The following is a 16,757-nucleotide window of genomic DNA, read 5'->3' as shown; positions in this document are numbered from 1 at the left end:
TACTCGCTATTTCAAACTCGGTCAAACAGTTTGCGCATCCGCTCAGCATCTTCGGGGGTATCGACCCCCGCTGCCGGCGCCGCGTCGATCAGCGCGACACTGATCCGGTAGCCATGCCAAAGCGCCCGCAATTGCTCGAGCGATTCGAACTGCTCGGTCGGCGCTACGCTCAATCCGGCATAAGCCTTCAAAAAGCTGGCCCGATAGGCATAAAGCCCGACGTGGCGATAGGCCGGAAAACCGGCCGGCAAGGTCTCGCCGCCATTTTCGCGGGCGAAGTGATCGCGGGCATAGGGAATCGGCGCCCGCGAAAAGTAAGCGGCATCGCCATCGGCGCGACAAACCACCTTGACGACGTTCGGATTGAAGAAATCGCCGGCCTCGGTGATCGGATGCGCTACCGTCGCGATGTCGGCGCCACTGGTCGCCAGTTGCCGGGCCGTCTGGATGATGATTTCCGGATCGATCAGCGGCTCATCGCCCTGCACATTGACGACGATGGTCTCGCCACTCCAGCCACGCTGTTCGACCACTTCGGCCAGACGATCGGTACCGGTCGGATGGTCGGCCCGCGTCATCAGCGCGGCGATTTCACAGGCCTCGGCCGCGGCACGCACTTCCAGGTTGTCGGTCGCCACCCATATCTCTTCCGCCCCGGCAAGCCGGGCCCGCTCGGCGACCCGGACGATCATCGGCTTGCCGCCGAGATCGAGCAGCGGCTTGCCCGGCAAGCGGGTCGACGCGTAGCGCGCCGGAATGACGATCTTGAAGGCCACAGCGGACATTACTGACCGTCCGCCGGCAGTTGTCTCGCCTCGTCCTCGAGCATGATCGGAATGTCGTCGCGAATCGGGAAGGCCAGTTTGCACGGCTTGCAGACCAGTTCCTTTTCGGCTTTGCGGTGTTCGAGATTGCCCTTGCAAATCGGGCAGACGAGGATATCAAGCAGCCTGGCGTCCATGGAGTTTCTCCAGAATAAGTTCAATGAGGGCCGGCGACAGCTCGGCCTCGACGGGCAAAACCCAGGTTTCGCCTGCCGTCAGACCGGCGCATTTTACTGCATCCTTCTCGGTCATCAGCAGGATGCCGTCACCGGCGAAAGCCAGATCGGCAGCCGAATAGGCGTGGTGATCGGGAAACGGGTGTTCTGCGCAAACCAGACCCAAGCCTGCCAGGGTGCGGAAAAATCGCCCCGGGTCGCCAATCCCGGCTAGGGCGTAGAGCTTTCGTCCGGCCAAGGACTCGGCGCCGCAGGTCTGCCGGGAATCGCCAAGCCGGTAAAAGTTTTCGGCCCGCAGGCGCATTGCGAACTGCGCCACCGCTTCGCCAATCCGGCTGTCAGGCAAGCCATTGCAGACAACTGCGTCGACCGTCGCCAGACGGCTCAAGGATTCGCGCAACGGCCCAAGCGGCAGACGCCAGCCGTTGCCGGCCCCCCGACCATCGAAGACGGCCAGTTCGACATCGCGCGCCAGCCGGTAGTGCTGCAGACCATCGTCGCACAACACAATATTCACTTCGGGATGCGCCGCCAGCAAGGCCTGGCCTGCCGCAACCCGATCACGACCAACCCAGACCGGCCGGCCGCTGCGGCGGGCCAGCAGAATCGGCTCGTCGCCGACCTCGGCGGGCGACGAAGTGCTCAGCACCGGACGGGCTTGCGCGTTGCTGGCACCGTACCCCCGGCTGACGATGCCCGGCCGCCAGCCGCGAGCGCTTAACTGGCCGGCCAGCCAGATGGTCAGCGGCGTCTTGCCGGCGCCCCCGACGGTGATATTGCCAACCACGACGACCGGCACCGGCAAGCGCACCGGCCGGGCCTGCCGACGATTCACCCAGGCGAGAAAAACGAACAGCCCGGCGAGCGGCAAAAGCAGCGGCAGCAAAAGCCACAACGCCGGCGAAAGCCGGCGTTGCTCAAACCATTGACGCTGCAGCCAGCCAGCCAGCATCAGCGTGGCGCTTGGGTGGCGAAGGAAATATGCGGGTAACCGGCGGTCTGCGCCGCCTGCATCACATCAACCACGCTCTGGTGCGTCGCCTTGGCATCGGCATTGATGACGATCACCGGATCGGCGCGCGTCCCGGCGGCCCGCTGCAGGGCTTCGGAAATCCCCTTGACGTCGGTGGCGGCCAATGGCGACTTATTGACGAGAATCTGGCCGGAGGCCGTTACCGCCACATCGATCTCGTTCGGCTGTTCCGCCTGCTTGCTGGCGTCCGCCGTCGGCAGATTGATTTCCAGACCGGAGAATTTCGAATAGGTCGTCGTCAGCATCAGAAAAATGATGATGACCAGCAACACGTCGATCATCGGGATCAAATTGATTTCCGGCTCTTCCCGGCTACGCCCACGCTGGAAATTCATGGCTTACTTCCGGTCACCATGCATGTATTCGACCAGACGGACCGCCTGCTGCTCCATCTCCACCACGTAGCCATCGACCAGCGCGCGGAAATGCCGCCAGAAGATCATGCTCGGAATGGCAATGAAGATACCGAAACCGGTGTTGTACAGCGCCATCGCGATGCCGTGTGCCAGTTGCTGCGGATTACCGCCGGTCGGGGCCTGCGAACCGAAAATCTCGATCATCCCGACAACCGTGCCAAAAAGCCCCATCAGCGGGCTGATCGAAGCGATGGTGCCGAGCGTCGTCAGATAACGACTCAACTCGTGAGCGACCGCCGCGCCAGCCTCCTCGATCGATTCCTTCATGATCTCGCGGGAATTGCCGACGTTGCGCAAGCCGGCCGACAGCACGCGGCCGAGCGGCGAATGGCGTTCCAGTTCTTCGAGCAGCTTGTCGTTATTGGCGCCGCGCTTGAATTCGCCGACCGAGCGCTGGAGCAGGCCGTGCGGCACGACCTTGCTCCGCCGCAAGGCGACCAGGCGTTCGATAATCAGGGCAACGGAAATGATGGAGGCCAAAAGCAGGGGCCAGATGGGCCAACCAGCAGCCTGAACGATTGCAAACACGTGGGGAATCCTCGCTGGAAATTTAACCCGGGATTTTGCCTCGCCTGAGTAACAGGGGCAAGCGACAATTTGCCGCAGCAAAATCCGGGCGTATACCGCTTATCCCCAAAAGCTGTGGATAAGTCTGTGAATGACTTGTCATCAACTGCGCTAAACCCAGCCCGGCAAAGGATTTTTCTTGCTCTGCCAAAAAACAAGGCAACTAGTTTATATCTCTAATAATCAATAACTTGACAAATTATCGCCGTGTCAAGGCCACGCCCACCGAGGAGACCTTCAGGTTACAATCGGCCGATGGTCAGCCCTACACCACCTGTCAATAATTCCATACTCTCCGTCTCCGCCCTGAACCGTCTGGTTCGCGAATGCCTGGAGAGCGCCTTTCCGCTCACCTGGATTGGCGGCGAAATTTCCAACCTGACTTACGCGGCTTCGGGCCACGTCTATTTTTCACTGAAGGATGCCAGCGCCCAGGTGCGCTGCGTCATGTGGCGCAGCCGGGCACAACTGCTCGGCTGGCGCCTGGAAAACGGCCAGAAGATTGAAGCGCGCGTCCTCGTCTCGTTTTACGAGCCGCGCGGCGAATTCCAGCTGAATGTCGAAGCCATTCGCCGGGCCGGCCAGGGCGACCTGTTCGAACGCTTCCTGCGTCTCAAGGCCCAACTCGAAAGCGAAGGCCTGTTTGCCGTGGAAAACAAACGGCCGCTCCCCAGCTTTCCACGCCACCTGGCCATCGTCACCAGCCTGCAAGCCGCGGCGCTGCGCGATGTCCTGACCACGCTCCGCCGCCGGGCGCCGCATCTGCGCATCACGCTTTTCCCTTGCACGGTTCAGGGCGAAGGGGCCGGCGAAAAAATTGCGGCGGCCCTGGCCCTGGCCAACACCGATAGCTGCGACGCCATCATCCTCTGTCGCGGCGGCGGCAGCATCGAAGACCTCTGGGCCTTCAACGAGGAGTGCGTCGCCCGCGCCATTCGCGCCTCGGCCATCCCGGTCGTTGCCGGTGTCGGGCACGAAACCGATTTCACCATCGCCGACTTTGCCGCCGACCTGCGCGCCCCGACCCCGACCGCCGCCGCCGAACTGCTCAGCCCCGATCGCGACGCCCTGCTCGCCCGGCTGGACGGGCTGCAAAACCAGTTAGCCCGGCGCATCGAGCGCTCTTTGGCCGAACGCCAGCAGCATCTCGACTGGCTCGCCACCCGGCTGCTGCACCCGGCCGAGCGGATCGCCCAGCGCAAGCTCGACGTTCAGGCGCTGGCCCGTCGCCTGCACCACGCGCTGAGCTACCGGAGCGAAGCCGGCCAGCTGCGCCTGAACATTTTCCGGCAACGCCTCAACGCCGCCCGGCCGCAGCCGCGCACGCAGGGCGAACACCTGACGCACCTGCACTACCGCTTGAATCATCTGACCCACTGGCAAATTTCCCAGCAGGCGGCGAAACTTAATTCGCTAGCCAGTGGTCTGAGCCAACTTGACCCGAGCGCGGTACTCGCTCGGGGTTATGCTCTGGCCATTGACCGGAACGGGCGCGCCGTTCGCGACGCGGCTGCACTGACTCCCGGTGAAACGCTCCGCCTGAGCTTTGCCCGGGGAGCGGCCAGCGTCGTCGTCGATAAAGTTGTCGCACCGCCCGAAGCTGACTAGAATTTTCGATTTACCCCTCAATACAACGGAGAAAATAAATGGAACACCAACTACCCCAACTGCCGTTCGCCAAAGATGCCCTCGCCCCGCACATGTCGGCCGAGACCTTTGATTACCACTACGCCAAGCACCACCAGGCCTACGTCACCAACCTGAACAACCTGATCAAGGGCAGCGAGTACGAAAATCTCGATCTCGAAGCCATCGTCAAGAAGGCCCCGGCCGGCGGCGTGTACAACAACGCAGCGCAGGTCTGGAACCACACCTTCTTCTGGAACTGCCTGAAGCCGAACGGCGGCGGCGCTCCGGCCGGTGCGCTGGCCGCGGCAATCAACGCCAAATGGGGTTCGCTGGATGCCTTCAAGACCGCCTTCCAGACCTCGGCCGTCGGCAACTTCGGTTCCGGCTGGACCTGGCTGGTCAAGAAGGCCGACGGTTCCGTCGACATCGTCAACATGGGCGCCGCCGGCACCCCGCTGACCACCGGCGACAAGGCTCTGCTCTGCGTCGATGTATGGGAACACGCCTACTACATCGATTACCGCAATGCCCGTCCGAAGTTTGTCGAAACCTTCCTGAACAACCTGGTCAACTGGTCGTTCGCGGAAGCCAATTTCGCCTGATTCGGCTCAGCTAAAAGACAAAACCCTCGCCGCGGCGAGGGTTTTTTCATTTCAGGCGAAGGATTTCCGGCAGAAAGACTTCGGTGACCAGCACCTGCTGCCCGCCGAGACGGTGCGCTGAGCGGCGTGCCCAGAGATACTCGCCGAATGCCCCGAGCATGGCGGCCCGCCGATAGAGCGGATGACGCCGGTCCAAGCGCCGATACTCGATGCCCCCGCGGTGAAAGCCGGGAAAGAAAAACAGCAGCGAACCGAGCGAACGCGTGCCAAGACGGGACAGCCAGCGGGTCAGGCGGCCATTGGCGGCGGCAGACAGCGTGGTATGGGCAAAAATCACCGGGACGCCGTCGCATTCGAGAACCACTTCGCGTACCCGCACCAACGCCGGGCCGCCCGCCTCGTCGGCCAGCGCCGCGCCCTTGCCCTGGGCCAGCAGGCGCACCCGAAAATCGGCACACTGGCGCTGACAGCGGGCGGTCAGCGAACCGGGCTCGGTCAGCCAGGAACGCAGGCGGGGTTCCGGGGCGGCACCACGAAAGCGTCGATACCAGCCGCTGCGCCGACTCACTGCGGACGCGGCGCCTTGTCGATCCCCTTCAACTTGGCGCCGGGCTTGATGCCGCGCTGGGCGAACCAGCCGAGATTCATTTCCAGCGCATAACGGGCCGGCACCTTGGCGCAATGGTTATTCTCGGTCTGCGGCTGCATGTTCTCGATATTGATGATGGTGCCCTCGGCATCAAGGAAGGCCACTGAAAGCGGGATCAGCGTGTTGCGCATCCACATGCAATGGGTGTTTTCCTGCGGGAAGACGAAGAGCATGCCGCGCTGCGGCGCCATCGCCGCGCGATTCATCAGGCCGATCTGGCGGTTCTGGTCGCTCGCCGCCACTTCGGCCTCGATGCGGTGAAGGCCGGCACTCAGTTCCATCACCGGCATGGCATTCTGTCCCCAGCCGGCAGCACTGAACGTTAGGCCGCAAAGCGCTGCCAAGACGATTTTATTCATTGAATTTTCCTTGCAAATCCTGGTAACTGCCGTCGATCTGTCGCCATTCACCGAGCGCCAGACCGTCCAGCGTCGCCGCCCCGATGGCAGCCCGTATTAGACGCAGCGTAGGATAACCGATGGCTGCTGTCATCCGCCTGACCTGGCGATTCTTGCCTTCGCTGATGCGGATTTCCAGCCACGAAGTCGGGATCGCCGCGCGAAAGCGGATCGGCGAATCGCGCGGCCACAACCCGGCCGGCTCGTCGATCAGCCGGACCCTGGCCGGCCGCGCGGTGAAATCCGAGAGTTTGATGCCGGCCCGCAGCCGGTCCAGCGCCGCCTCGTCCGGCACACCCTCGACTTGCACCCAATAGGTCTTTTCCAGCTTGTGTTTCGGGTCGGCGATCTTGGCCTGCAGCTTGCCGTCGTCGGTCAGGATTAACAGCCCTTCGCTGTCGGCATCGAGCCGGCCGGCCACGTACACATCCTTGACCGGAATGAACGCGTCCAGCGCCCGCCACTTGCCTTCCGGCGTGAACTGGCTGAGAACGCCGTAGGGCTTGTTGAACAAGACGATGGAAGACACGGCTGCAGGGCTTCTCGGGCTAAGGGGACTGCAATTTTCGCCGATTTTCACGGTTACCGAAGGAATCCGGACAAAAGGGCCGGTCGGCCTGAGACGTAAAGCATTTGGTGCCTTGGGCGAGACTCGAACTCGCACAGCTTGCGCCACTACCCCCTCAAGATAGCGTGTCTACCAATTTCACCACCAAGGCTGCTGCATCCGGAGATGCTGACTTGCTTCATACGTCGACGAAGGGGCGCGATTGTAACGGGGAATTGGCCTCCCGTTAAGCCCCCTTCAATGATAGAAGGCGTAACCGATGAGAATCGCCCCGACCAGCCCGACGGCGTCGGCAATCAGGCCACAGGCCAGGGCATAGCGGGTCTTGGTGATATTGACGCTGCCGAAATAGACGGCCAGTACGTAGAAGGTCGTTTCCGTCGAACCCTGGATGATCGCCGCCAGCTTGCCCTGGAAGGAATCGACGCCGTAGGTCGTCATCACATCGACCATCAGGCCGCGCGCGCCGCTGCCGCTCAGCGTCTTCATCAGGCCGACCGGCAGCGCCGGCACGAAATCGTCGTTCAGGCCGACCGCCAACACGGCGCGGCGGATGGCCTCGATGACGTAATCCATGCAGCCGGTGGTACGAAAAACCGAAATCGCCACCAGCATGGCGATCAGGTAGGGAATGATCTGCACCGCGACGCCGAAGCCCTCCTTGGCGCCCTCGACAAAACTCTCGTAGGCATCGATGCCGCGCCAGGCCGCGACGACAACGAACAGCACGATGATCGAGACGATCAGGCCGCTACCAAGCAGGCCGATCATCTGCGCCATCTGCTCCGGCGGCAGACTGCCCAGCCACCAGTACAGCCCGCCCATCAACCCGACAAAGCCGGCGAAGAAGGCCAGCACCGGCCGGCAGAACAAGTTGATGCGCTGCCAGATGGCGACCGCCACCAGCCCGGCGCAGAACGAGACGAAGGTGCCGAGCAGGGTCGGCAAAAAAATGTCGGCGGCGTTGAAGCCGACCAGCCCCTGCTTCAACGCGATGCTCTGGCGGATGGCGATCACCGAGGTCGGAATCAGCGTGATGCCGGCCGTGTTGAGGACCAGGAACATGATCATCGGGTTGCTCGCCGTGTCCTTGTGCGGATTGATCTCCTGCAACTCGCGCATCGCCTTCAGGCCAAGCGGCGTCGCCGCGTTGTCGAGGCCGAGGATATTGGCGCTGACATTCATCACGATGCTGCCACTGGCCGGATGGCCGGCCGGGATATCGGGAAAGACGCGGCGAAAGAACGGCCCCAGCGCCCGACCGAAAAGCTGGATCAGCCCGCCCCGTTCGCCGATCTTCATCACCCCCAGCCACAGGCTCATCACGCCGACCAGCCCGAGCGAAATATCGAAACCGGTCTTCGCCGTATCGAACAACCCGGTCAGCACACGCGTGAAGATTTCCAGATCGCCTTGCAGCAACTGGACCACCGCCGCAACAAAGCCGACGAGGATGAAAGCGACCCAGATTCGATTGAGCACTGGCGGACCGGCGGGAAGGTTGAAAGGCCGCCAGTCTAGCCGGCTAGCCAGAGGCTGTCACCGCGCCGCCCTGGCGCGGTTCGAGGCTCGGCCCTATGACACGAACTGCGGCAATCCCCAGGCCTCGCGCCAGCGCTCGTACTCGGCTTGCGGCAACTGCACCAGCAGCGGCGCCGCCGCACCGTCCAGCCAACCGGCAATCGCCGTCATGTCGGCCAGCGACATCGCCGTACACCCGGCCGTCGGCACACCTTCGGACTCCCAAACATGCAGGAAAATACACGACCCGGCGCCCGGCACCGACGGCGCGCTGTTATGCGCCACCACAGCCCCCACGACATAACGCTGGTCGCTACGCAGCATGTCCTCGCCGGAAGCCCAGTCGGGCTGAGCTACTGATGACTGATCGACGATCTGGTTGTAGTAAGCAGAGGCCGGGTCGTCGATGGCCTTGAGATCGGGCGTCGCCTGCCGGTAAGGCAGCTTGGCGACGCTGGCGAAAGCGCTGTCCGGCGCGGCATCACCGAACAACGCGGCGATCGCGAAAATACCGGCCGGCGCGCAGCCGTCGCCTTCGCGCTTCTGGCGCTCTCCCTCAATGACCTGCCGGGAATGCAGCCCCCGCCCCCAGGCCAGCCCGGCACGCCCGAGCGCCACGGCAACCGGCGGCCCGACAGGCTGCCAGTCGTCGGCAGAACCAGAACGCGCGAAGCGCAGAAGCCGAGCGCACGTTCCATTCCAATCAGCTCCAACACATAGCAATAGCTGATTCGATGGCAGCGCGGATTTTGAAGATGAATCCATCATAGAAGACAGAAGATCACTATAAATTGAGGTGATTGGACAAGCCGCAATTTGGCTGAGTATCCGCCAATGATCCAAGGGATGCGCCAATCTCAAGTATTAGGAGCCCATTCTGACTATTCTTGAGCGACGTCGCAAACCGGCCACAACCGGTCCCTCAAGAAAGCGCCGCATAACGGACATTGGCTGGTCCGTATGATTGTTGATTGATAAGGAGACCGGCATCAGATAATCTCTTTGTCATTCACAAGCTTACAGGCGATTCAATCGTGTCCCTATTATCAGCAATAACGCTGACGTTTCTGCGCCTGAATAGCTGTTATGCCTATTCAAACTGACCTCGGATTTTCGGTTGAAGGTTTCCTTGCGAGACAAAACCGTGCATTGCTGCGCGACTTCTCCAAGTCTGGCCTGTCCTTGGTTGCAGCCTCGCCAGAAAAGCTGAAAGACATGCAGCGTTTTTGGGGTTGGACTGTAGAGCAGTTGCCGGGGTGTTTGCCATCAAGCGCCTGCGTCGTAAGAAAGGGCGGCAACTTTGATCCAGAGTGCTGGGCACGTTGGGACTACCGAGGCTATCGAAAAGCATTCGCTTCCTATTTGTGCGTTTGCTACCCAGAGTTCAATTCAATATTGGGTGAGAATGTCCATGTCGACCACCTTGAACCACGATTCCGATTTTCAAAGGGAGACAGCTATTTCGTCCGTCTTCATCTCATCAGAAGAAATGTTAATGCAGCGTATGGTGCTGGGTTTGAAAGAAACTTTTACCAAGCCGAGCGCAAAAAATCATTACATGGAGCGATTCACATGTCGTGGCTAGGCTTTTGTAAAGCATATGGCATCCTTCCACCTGGAAAAAACGTCGGCACTGCTGCATGGCAAACGTGGGCAAGAAATCAGGCAAGAGAGTTTGCCCAAGAGTCCGGCGAATCAGCACCGGATGCATATGCCGGGCTACTCGGCGTTCTTCAACTTGGTTACACAGGGTACTACTCAGGTGAGGCTCAGGACTTTGACTTTGAATCGGTACGCCGCGCCTATCAATGAATATGCATAACCCTGCGCTCGAGGCGACCTGCGCGAAAAGCCGCGCAGGCCGTTCACTTCCACGTTAGATGCTTACCGACCCTTCATCGACCTTTCAGCTAATTGACCAATCCACATTTCGGGTAGGAGGTCGAGTGCTGTCGTGTTGTTACTGCGACCCACCTTTTGATGGGAAATACAGGTATTTAGCAGACGGGACTTCAGATGAGCGCGACAACATCTGCGAGCATCTTTTCATTCATGACTTTAGAGACACGCGCCCAACTGATTTACCAAATGGCATTTCAATAACTATAGTCAATCCAAGGTCTGAATTTCGGCACGTTAATTTTGCCAAGATCAGGAAGGTCGACGACCGGTCGGAACTCGTCATCGTTCTCTGCTTTGACTATCCGGACTGGCACCTACCTGTAAGTCTTCCCCACTTTGCCGAGAGTTACTGCGAAGCACTCAATCAACAAGTTGAGGGGGCCATTCAAAGTGATATCGAACACTCGGATGTCGGCCTATTTATCTCCTGTGCAATCAGTGTTCCGCCATCTATTAACTTTTGGTCTGCTTATCAAAAGGCGAACGGCCAAATACTTTCTGTCTATCGAAAATGTCTCGCAGACATTTGCAAACGACAACACCAACCGACATACAAAGCGCAGCCGCAGGGCGATGAGAACTCAGGCGCCAAGTGGTGGTTTAGATACGTCATTGTTCCCGTACTTGGGAGTGGAGCTGTTGCAGCAGTGGCGGCTGGGATAGCAGCGCTATGGAAGTAAAAGCATCTAACACTACGTTCGAGGCGACCTGCGCGAGAAGCCGCGCAGGCACCTCAACTTCACGTTCCTGAACGTCCGCTTCCAAATCTGGCTACGACAGCAAAGGGCACAGAACCGTCACCCAAATAACTATCTGACCGCCCGCGGCCGCAACAAGCTCAGGCCGCCGCCGATCATCCTTCATCAGTGACTCGTCCCCTCCGACTTGCTGATCTTGTTCCACACGTTGTACTTGCCGACCGGCTTGTTCATCGGCAAGCGCTTCACTTCCTTCAGCGTCGCGGCGTCGTAGATGATCAGCGCGCCGTCGTTTTCCCACAGGCTGGCCAGCACGTATTTGCCGTCGCGGGTGAATTCGACGTGGGCGAAGGTCTTGCCCGGCTCGGGCTTGAGTTCGGCGACGATTTCGAGTTTTTCCTTGTCGATGATCTGCATGGTGTCCTTGAACTCCTTGCTCATCATCGAATCGGTCCAGGCATAGCGGCTGTTTTCGTGGCTGCGCATGAAGAAGCCGGGGCCGCGCGTCTTGATCTGCTTGATGGTCTGCCAGGTCTGCATGTCGATGATGCTGATCAGGCCCTCGTTGAGATTCGGCGTCGCCATTACCGTCCGGCCCTGCCAGGTCCAGCTGATGCCTGAACCGAGGTGCGGCATGCCGGGCAGTTCGAGGTCGGCGATTTTCTTGCGCGCATCGAGATTGACTACCTGGCCGCTGACAGCGCTCTTGGCGTCGTTGCGCGAGGCGCCCATCACTTCGTCGTAGCCCTGCGTGAAGTAGAAGTCGTCGAGGTAATCGTCGAGCTGCGTGCGTTGCGGATTCAGAAAGCCGGGAATGAAGGCGCCTTCGCGGTACTTGAAGTCATGGATCATGCCGGCCGGAATGTCATCCGCCTTCGGGTTGTAGGAGACCTCCCACACCTCTTTCACGTCCTTTAACGCGGCAACGAAGCTCTGGCGCGGCGCCGCATCGTAGACGGCGGAAACCCGTGAGCTCACCTTGCCGTCCTTGTCGGCGACCGGCAGGATTTTCTTCAGATTGAGGTCGGCATCGAGGATGACCAGGCTGTGCGGCAGGTAGTTGGCCACCGCCACCCACTTGCCGTCGCCGGACACGGCCGCGTTGCGGGTATTGATGCCGGCCCGCACTTCGGCGATGACCTTGAGGTTCCACAGGTCGAACTTGGTGATCCAGCCATCGCGCGAGGCGAAGAAGACGTAGCGCCCGTCCGGCGTGAATTTCGGCCCGCCGTGCAGGGCGAAGCGCGACTGGAAGCGATGGATCGGTTCGAGCTTGTCGCCGTCGAGAATGGATACGTGGTGATCGCCGGTTTCGACGACGACAAACAGGTTGAGCGGATCGGCCGTGAATTGCGGCTTGTCCGGCAGGCTGCCCGGTGCGTGATTGACGATCCGCGAGGCGGTGATTTCCTTCTCGCCCCAGGCCGGCATCGGCTTGATCGGCGCATAGGCGTAATCGACCAGCGCCTTGATTTCGTCGGCCGACAGCTTGTCGCCAACGCCCAGCATCTGGGTCGCCGGGCGGCCGTCACGAATGACTTTCTCGGCCTCCGGTTTGCGCAGGCGGCCGAGGTTTTCGGGCAGCAGGGCCGGGCCGATGCCGCCCAGACGGTCGGCGCCATGACAGGAAGCACAATGCTGTTTGAAATTGGCCGGGGCATCGGCCGCTTCCGCCAGCTGTGCCATGCCGAACAGGAAATAGACGGCAAAGCCGGCTGGAATCAGGATCTTCCAGTTCATGATGCAATTTCCTCATCGGCCAGGTAGCAGCCCGGGTCTTCCGCCCAGGCATCACCGGTCATTTGTTGCGCCCGCACCCGGGTGTTGCCGTTGCAGATCTGCCGATAGGCGCATTCGCCACAGCGTCCCTTGACCGCCCGCGGGTGCTGCTTGAGGCCGGCCATCAGCGGATCCGAGGTGTCCGGCCAGATCTGCGAGAACGGTCGCTCCTTGACGTTGCCCAGATTGTGGTGCCACCACATGGTGTCCGGATGCACGTTGCCGAGGTTGTCGATATTGGCGACATTGACGCCCGATGAGTTGCCGCCCCACTGGCGCAGCTTGGCCTCAACATGCGCCGCCTGCTCCGGAAAACGCCGGCGTACCCAGTGCAGGAAATAGACGCCGTCGGCGTCGTTGTTGCCGGTGGTGAATTCCTTGTTCAGCCCGCGCTGCTGGTAGTCCCAGCAGGTATCGAACAACAGGTCCATCGCCTGCCGCGTCAGCTGGTGTTGCGCGTCGTCCTTGCGGTTCTTGTTGCCGCGCCCGGCGTAATTCAGATGCGAGAAATAGAAGCGGTCGATGCCCTCGTCCTCGACCAGCCTGAGCAGGCCCGGCAGGTCGTGCGCGTTGTCCTGGGTCATCGTGTAGCGGACGCCGATTTTCAGGCCGAGGTCGCGGCACAGCCGGATGCCCTTCAGCGAGGCGGCAAAGGCGCCGTCCAGACGGCGGAACTTGTCGTGCGTCGCGCCGATGCCGTCGAGCGATACCCCGACGTAGTTGAAGTCGCATTCGGCAATCCGGGCAATATTGCTTTCGTCGATCAACGTGCCGTTCGACGACAAGCCAACGTAAAAACCCTTGGCCTTGGCCCGTTTGGCGATATCGAAGATATCCGGCCGCAGCAAAGGCTCGCCGCCGGAGAGGATGAGCACCGGGACGTGGAATGCCTTGAGGTCGTCCATCACCGTGAAAACCTGATCGGTGGTCAGCTCGCCGGGAAAGTTGGTGTCGGCCGAAATCGAATAACAATGCTTGCAGGTCAGGTTGCAGCGCCGGATCAGGTTCCAGATCACAACCGGGCCGGGCGGATTGCGCTTCGGACCGAGCGGCGTCGGATCGGCAATTTCCTGCATGTACTGGGAGATGCGGAACATGGATTTCTTCCTTTTGGACGTGCTGTATTCAACGGCAGGCTGCCGGCCAACTCCTTGATGCGCGTCAACCGCCGAAAAATTCAGGCGTTACAGAGGCACCCGGCCCTTGCGATATACTCTTTCAATGACCCTCAACGCCTCGAACACCATCGCTAGCGAACCGACGCTACCGACTACCTGGTCCGGACAGCTCAACGGCCAATTGCAGGACGGCGAAACACTGCAGGCCTGGCTTGAAATCGACCTCGACAGCCGTTTGCACTTTGCCAGCGGCCTGGTCGCCGTCACCGACCGCCGCCTGCTCGCCCGCGCCACCGATGGCAGCGCCTGGCTGAGCTGGCCGCTACGCGCCGGCCTTCATCTCAATCATCTCGATCACGCCGGCGTCGGCACGCTGGAACTGGTCGACGAGCAGGGTCGCCTCGCCTGCTGGCGCTACACGCTCGGCCACAACCTCGCGGCCCTGCGCATCATCACCGAATTCGACCTGCACGTAAAAAGTCTCGTCAGCGGCCAACCGATCGTCCGCCTGAGCGACGATTTTTGCCCGAAGTGCAAGGCGCCGCTCGAACCCGGGCAGGACGAATGCCCGATCTGCACCCGCGAAATCTCGACGCCGCCGTCGACCTGGACGCTGTTCCGCCTGTGGCGCTTCGCCCGTCCCTATAAATGGAAGCTGCTCGCCGGCTTCTCGCTGACCCTGCTATCCACCGCCGCCACCCTGGTCGCCCCCTACCTGACCATGCCGCTGATGGACAAGGTGCTGATTCCCTTCCAGAACGGCCAGCCGATCGACTGGGATCTGGTCAGCCTTTACCTCGGCGGCCTGTTCGGCGCAGCCTTCTTCGCCTGGCTGCTCGGCTGGCTGCGCACCTACATCCTGGCGCTGGTTTCCGAGCGCATCGGCCGCGATCTGCGGACGACGACCTACGAACACTTGCTCAACCTGTCGCTCGAATATTTCGGCGGCAAGCGGACCGGCGACCTGATGGCGCGCATCGGCACCGAAACCGACCGGATCAATGTCTTCCTGTCGCTGCACCTGCTCGATTTCGCCACCGACGTGCTGATGATCGTGATGACCGCCGGCATCCTGTTCTCGATCAATCCGTGGCTCGCGCTGGTCACGCTGGTGCCGCTGCCCTTCATTGCCTACATGATCCATTACGTACGCGACAAGCTGCGCACCGGCTTCGAGAAGGTCGACCGCGTCTGGGCCGAAGTGACCAATGTGCTGGCTGACACCATTCCCGGCATTCGCGTCGTCAAGGCCTTCGCCCAGGAAAAGCGCGAAGCCGAGCGCTTCCGTGAAGCCAACGGCCGCAACCTGGCGATCAACGACCGGCTGAACAAGACCTGGTCGCTGTTCTCGCCGACTGTCACGCTGCTCACCGAAGTCGGCCTGCTCGTCGTCTGGGCCTTCGGCATCTGGCAGATTTCCAAGGGCGACATCACGGTCGGCGTGCTGACCGCTTTCCTCGCTTACATCAGCCGCTTCTATACCCGGCTCGATTCGATGAGCCGCATCGTCTCGGTCACCCAGAAAGCGGCGGCCGGCGCCAAGCGGATTTTCGACATCCTCGATCACGTCTCCAGCGTGCCCGAGCCGACCAACCCGGTGCATCTGGGCAAAGTCGAAGGCCGCCTCGAATTGAAGAAGGCCAGCTTCCGCTACGGCACCCGCGCCGTCACCCGCGATGTCGATCTGGTCATCGAGCCGGGCGAAATGATTGGCCTCGTCGGGCACAGCGGTTCCGGCAAGAGCACGCTGGTCAACCTGATCTGCCGCTTCTACGACGTCACCGAAGGCGCGGTTTTCATCGACGGCGTCGATGTCCGCTCGGTGCCGATCGCCGAATTCCGCCAGAACATCGGCCTGGTGCTGCAGGAACCCTTCCTGTTCTTCGGCACGATTGCCGAGAACATCGCCTACGGCAAGCCCGATGCCAGCCGCGCCGAGATCATCGCCGCAGCGCGCGCCGCGCACGCGCACGAATTCATCCTGCGCCTGCCGCACGGCTACGATTCGCTGGTCGGCGAACGCGGCCAGGGCCTCTCCGGTGGCGAGCGCCAGCGCATCTCGATCGCCCGCGCCCTGCTGATCAATCCGAAAATCCTGATCCTTGACGAAGCGACCTCCTCGGTCGACACCGAAACCGAGAAGGAAATCCAGAAGGCGCTCGACAACCTGGTACGCGGCCGAACCACCATCGCCATCGCCCACCGCCTGTCCACGCTCAGGAAGGCCGACCGACTGGTCGTCATGGATCGCGGCCGGATCGTCGAAGTCGGCAACCACGACGCCCTGATGGCGGTCGAAGGCCACTACTACAAGCTTTATCAGGCGCAGGCGCGCAACGTCGATACCGAACAGGAAAGTCGCCGGGGCGGTGACACGGCCAGCAAGGAAAACACCAAATGACAACGCCGGATTTCACCCTGGAACGCAACGCCTACGGTCAACTCGTGCTGACCAGCCCAACCGGCGATCGCCACGTCGGCATTGTTCCCGTCCGTGCCTTCCCGATTGCCGCACCCGACGAAGGCATTGCCCTGGTCAACGCCGAAGGCCACGAAGTCGGCTGGATCGACAGCGTCGCCAGCCTGCCGCCGGCGCTCAGCCAGCTGGTCGACGAAGAGCTGGCCAGCCGCGAATTCGTGCCGGAAATCGAGCAGATCGTCGAGGTCTCCAGCTTCGCCTGCCCGAGCACCTGGCAGGTCGTCACCAGCCGCGGTCAGGCCGCAGTGGTGTTGAAGGGCGAGGAGGACATCCGGCGTCTTTCGCAAACCCGGCTGATGATCGCCGACACGCACGGCATCCAGTTCCTGATTCGCGACATCGGCAAGCTCGACCGCCACAGCCGCAAGCTGCTCGACCGCTTTCTCTAACGCAGCCAG

General features: G+C 61.3%; 17 protein-coding genes and 1 tRNA gene. 5 read left to right on the top strand and 13 right to left on the bottom strand.

The annotated features are described in order from the left end of the window. Positions 1 to 11: 11 nt before the first annotated feature. Genes kdsB through KI611_RS05935 form a run of 5 tightly spaced genes read right to left on the bottom strand, consistent with a single transcriptional unit; the run spans position 12 to position 2,977 of the window. Complete coding sequence (kdsB, locus tag KI611_RS05955; RefSeq protein ID WP_226418906.1) at positions 12 to 785, bottom strand: 3-deoxy-manno-octulosonate cytidylyltransferase; 774 nt, start codon at positions 783 to 785, stop codon at positions 12 to 14. Beyond that, positions 785 to 961, bottom strand: coding sequence for a Trm112 family protein (locus KI611_RS05950; protein WP_226418905.1), 177 nt, complete (start codon positions 959 to 961; stop codon positions 785 to 787). Before KI611_RS05950 ends, kdsB begins: the two co-directional genes overlap by 1 nt. Further along, positions 942 to 1,952, bottom strand: a complete 1,011-nt coding sequence (gene lpxK, locus KI611_RS05945) for a tetraacyldisaccharide 4'-kinase (RefSeq protein ID WP_226418904.1) — start codon at positions 1,950 to 1,952, stop codon at positions 942 to 944. Before lpxK ends, KI611_RS05950 begins: the two co-directional genes overlap by 20 nt. Next, positions 1,952 to 2,368 (bottom strand): ExbD/TolR family protein, encoded by a 417-nt coding sequence (locus tag KI611_RS05940; RefSeq protein ID WP_226418903.1) that lies wholly within the window; start codon positions 2,366 to 2,368, stop codon positions 1,952 to 1,954. Before KI611_RS05940 ends, lpxK begins: the two co-directional genes overlap by 1 nt. A gap of 3 nt (positions 2,369 to 2,371) precedes the next feature. After that, complete coding sequence (locus KI611_RS05935; RefSeq protein ID WP_226418902.1) at positions 2,372 to 2,977, bottom strand: MotA/TolQ/ExbB proton channel family protein; 606 nt, start codon at positions 2,975 to 2,977, stop codon at positions 2,372 to 2,374. Between the two features lie 294 nt (positions 2,978 to 3,271). Here KI611_RS05935 and xseA point away from each other — a divergent pair, with 294 nt between their 5' ends. Together xseA and KI611_RS05925 are read left to right on the top strand one after the other, a co-directional pair. After that, positions 3,272 to 4,624 carry an exodeoxyribonuclease VII large subunit gene (xseA, locus tag KI611_RS05930; RefSeq protein ID WP_226418901.1) on the top strand — a complete coding sequence of 451 codons (1,353 nt, stop codon included), beginning with the start codon at positions 3,272 to 3,274 and terminating at the stop codon, positions 4,622 to 4,624. Positions 4,625 to 4,662: 38 nt separating this feature from the next. After that, on the top strand, positions 4,663 to 5,247 hold the full coding sequence (locus tag KI611_RS05925; RefSeq protein WP_226418900.1) for a superoxide dismutase: 585 nt from the start codon (positions 4,663 to 4,665) through the stop codon (positions 5,245 to 5,247). 46 nt (positions 5,248 to 5,293) lie between these two features. Here the strand turns inward: KI611_RS05925 and KI611_RS05920 are convergent, their stop codons facing one another. The 6 genes from KI611_RS05920 to KI611_RS05895 all read right to left on the bottom strand — a co-directional run bounded on the left by KI611_RS05920 (position 5,294) and on the right by KI611_RS05895 (position 9,001). Continuing rightward, positions 5,294 to 5,815 carry a chorismate--pyruvate lyase family protein gene (locus tag KI611_RS05920; RefSeq protein ID WP_226418899.1) on the bottom strand — a complete coding sequence of 174 codons (522 nt, stop codon included), beginning with the start codon at positions 5,813 to 5,815 and terminating at the stop codon, positions 5,294 to 5,296. After that, complete coding sequence (locus tag KI611_RS05915; RefSeq protein WP_226418898.1) at positions 5,812 to 6,255, bottom strand: DUF192 domain-containing protein; 444 nt, start codon at positions 6,253 to 6,255, stop codon at positions 5,812 to 5,814. The genes KI611_RS05920 and KI611_RS05915 overlap by 4 nt, the downstream gene beginning before the upstream one ends. Further along, positions 6,248 to 6,823 carry a pseudouridine synthase gene (locus tag KI611_RS05910; RefSeq protein WP_226418897.1) on the bottom strand — a complete coding sequence of 192 codons (576 nt, stop codon included), beginning with the start codon at positions 6,821 to 6,823 and terminating at the stop codon, positions 6,248 to 6,250. The genes KI611_RS05915 and KI611_RS05910 overlap by 8 nt, the downstream gene beginning before the upstream one ends. A gap of 105 nt (positions 6,824 to 6,928) precedes the next feature. Next, positions 6,929 to 7,013 (bottom strand) — tRNA-Leu (locus KI611_RS05905). Between the two features lie 86 nt (positions 7,014 to 7,099). After that, positions 7,100 to 8,344 (bottom strand): nucleoside recognition domain-containing protein, encoded by a 1,245-nt coding sequence (locus tag KI611_RS05900; protein ID WP_226418896.1) that lies wholly within the window; start codon positions 8,342 to 8,344, stop codon positions 7,100 to 7,102. Between the two features lie 93 nt (positions 8,345 to 8,437). Then, on the bottom strand, positions 8,438 to 9,001 hold the full coding sequence (locus tag KI611_RS05895) for a L,D-transpeptidase family protein (RefSeq protein WP_226418895.1): 564 nt from the start codon (positions 8,999 to 9,001) through the stop codon (positions 8,438 to 8,440). A 468-nt stretch (positions 9,002 to 9,469) separates the two neighbouring features. Between KI611_RS05895 and KI611_RS05890 the strand changes: the two genes are divergently transcribed. After that, a complete protein-coding gene (locus tag KI611_RS05890; RefSeq protein ID WP_226416314.1) occupies positions 9,470 to 10,195 on the top strand; it encodes a hypothetical protein in 726 nt (241 codons plus the stop codon). Positions 10,196 to 11,148: 953 nt separating this feature from the next. On the opposite strand, the gene KI611_RS05885 is transcribed toward KI611_RS05890, so the two are convergent. Then, a complete protein-coding gene (locus KI611_RS05885) occupies positions 11,149 to 12,723 on the bottom strand; it encodes a cytochrome D1 domain-containing protein (RefSeq protein ID WP_413464006.1) in 1,575 nt (524 codons plus the stop codon). Beyond that, positions 12,720 to 13,859 carry a heme d1 biosynthesis radical SAM protein NirJ gene (nirJ, locus tag KI611_RS05880; protein WP_226418894.1) on the bottom strand — a complete coding sequence of 380 codons (1,140 nt, stop codon included), beginning with the start codon at positions 13,857 to 13,859 and terminating at the stop codon, positions 12,720 to 12,722. The genes KI611_RS05885 and nirJ overlap by 4 nt, the downstream gene beginning before the upstream one ends. 124 nt (positions 13,860 to 13,983) lie before the next feature. Between nirJ and KI611_RS05875 the strand changes: the two genes are divergently transcribed. Then, entirely contained in the window at positions 13,984 to 16,281 is a 2,298-nt protein-coding gene (locus tag KI611_RS05875) for an ABC transporter ATP-binding protein (RefSeq protein ID WP_226418893.1), read from the top strand. Further along, positions 16,278 to 16,748 carry a DUF1854 domain-containing protein gene (locus KI611_RS05870; RefSeq protein ID WP_226418892.1) on the top strand — a complete coding sequence of 157 codons (471 nt, stop codon included), beginning with the start codon at positions 16,278 to 16,280 and terminating at the stop codon, positions 16,746 to 16,748. Before KI611_RS05875 ends, KI611_RS05870 begins: the two co-directional genes overlap by 4 nt. Positions 16,749 to 16,757 lie beyond the last annotated feature (9 nt).

The sequence above is a fragment of the Dechloromonas denitrificans genome, assembly GCF_020510685.1.
GTDB lineage: Bacteria > Pseudomonadota > Gammaproteobacteria > Burkholderiales > Rhodocyclaceae > Azonexus > Azonexus denitrificans_A.
The sequence above is the reverse complement of the archived record's forward strand: the minus strand, read 5'-3'. Positions and strand labels throughout refer to the sequence as shown.

What these genes read in the sequence shown, in the direction of transcription:
- kdsB (WP_226418906.1), bottom strand. Translation starts at nt 785, where the DNA reads ATGTCCGCTGTGGCCTTCAAGATCGTCATTCCGGCGCGCTACGCGTCG.
- KI611_RS05950 (WP_226418905.1), bottom strand. Translation starts at nt 961, where the DNA reads ATGGACGCCAGGCTGCTTGATATCCTCGTCTGCCCGATTTGCAAGGGC.
- lpxK (WP_226418904.1), bottom strand. Translation starts at nt 1,952, where the DNA reads ATGCTGGCTGGCTGGCTGCAGCGTCAATGGTTTGAGCAACGCCGGCTT.
- KI611_RS05940 (WP_226418903.1), bottom strand. Translation starts at nt 2,368, where the DNA reads ATGAATTTCCAGCGTGGGCGTAGCCGGGAAGAGCCGGAAATCAATTTG.
- xseA (WP_226418901.1), top strand. Translation starts at nt 3,272, where the DNA reads ATGGTCAGCCCTACACCACCTGTCAATAATTCCATACTCTCCGTCTCC.
- KI611_RS05925 (WP_226418900.1), top strand. Translation starts at nt 4,663, where the DNA reads ATGGAACACCAACTACCCCAACTGCCGTTCGCCAAAGATGCCCTCGCC.
- KI611_RS05915 (WP_226418898.1), bottom strand. Translation starts at nt 6,255, where the DNA reads ATGAATAAAATCGTCTTGGCAGCGCTTTGCGGCCTAACGTTCAGTGCT.
- KI611_RS05890 (WP_226416314.1), top strand. Translation starts at nt 9,470, where the DNA reads ATGCCTATTCAAACTGACCTCGGATTTTCGGTTGAAGGTTTCCTTGCG.
- KI611_RS05885 (WP_413464006.1), bottom strand. Translation starts at nt 12,723, where the DNA reads ATGAACTGGAAGATCCTGATTCCAGCCGGCTTTGCCGTCTATTTCCTG.
- nirJ (WP_226418894.1), bottom strand. Translation starts at nt 13,859, where the DNA reads ATGTTCCGCATCTCCCAGTACATGCAGGAAATTGCCGATCCGACGCCG.
- KI611_RS05875 (WP_226418893.1), top strand. Translation starts at nt 13,984, where the DNA reads ATGACCCTCAACGCCTCGAACACCATCGCTAGCGAACCGACGCTACCG.
- KI611_RS05870 (WP_226418892.1), top strand. Translation starts at nt 16,278, where the DNA reads ATGACAACGCCGGATTTCACCCTGGAACGCAACGCCTACGGTCAACTC.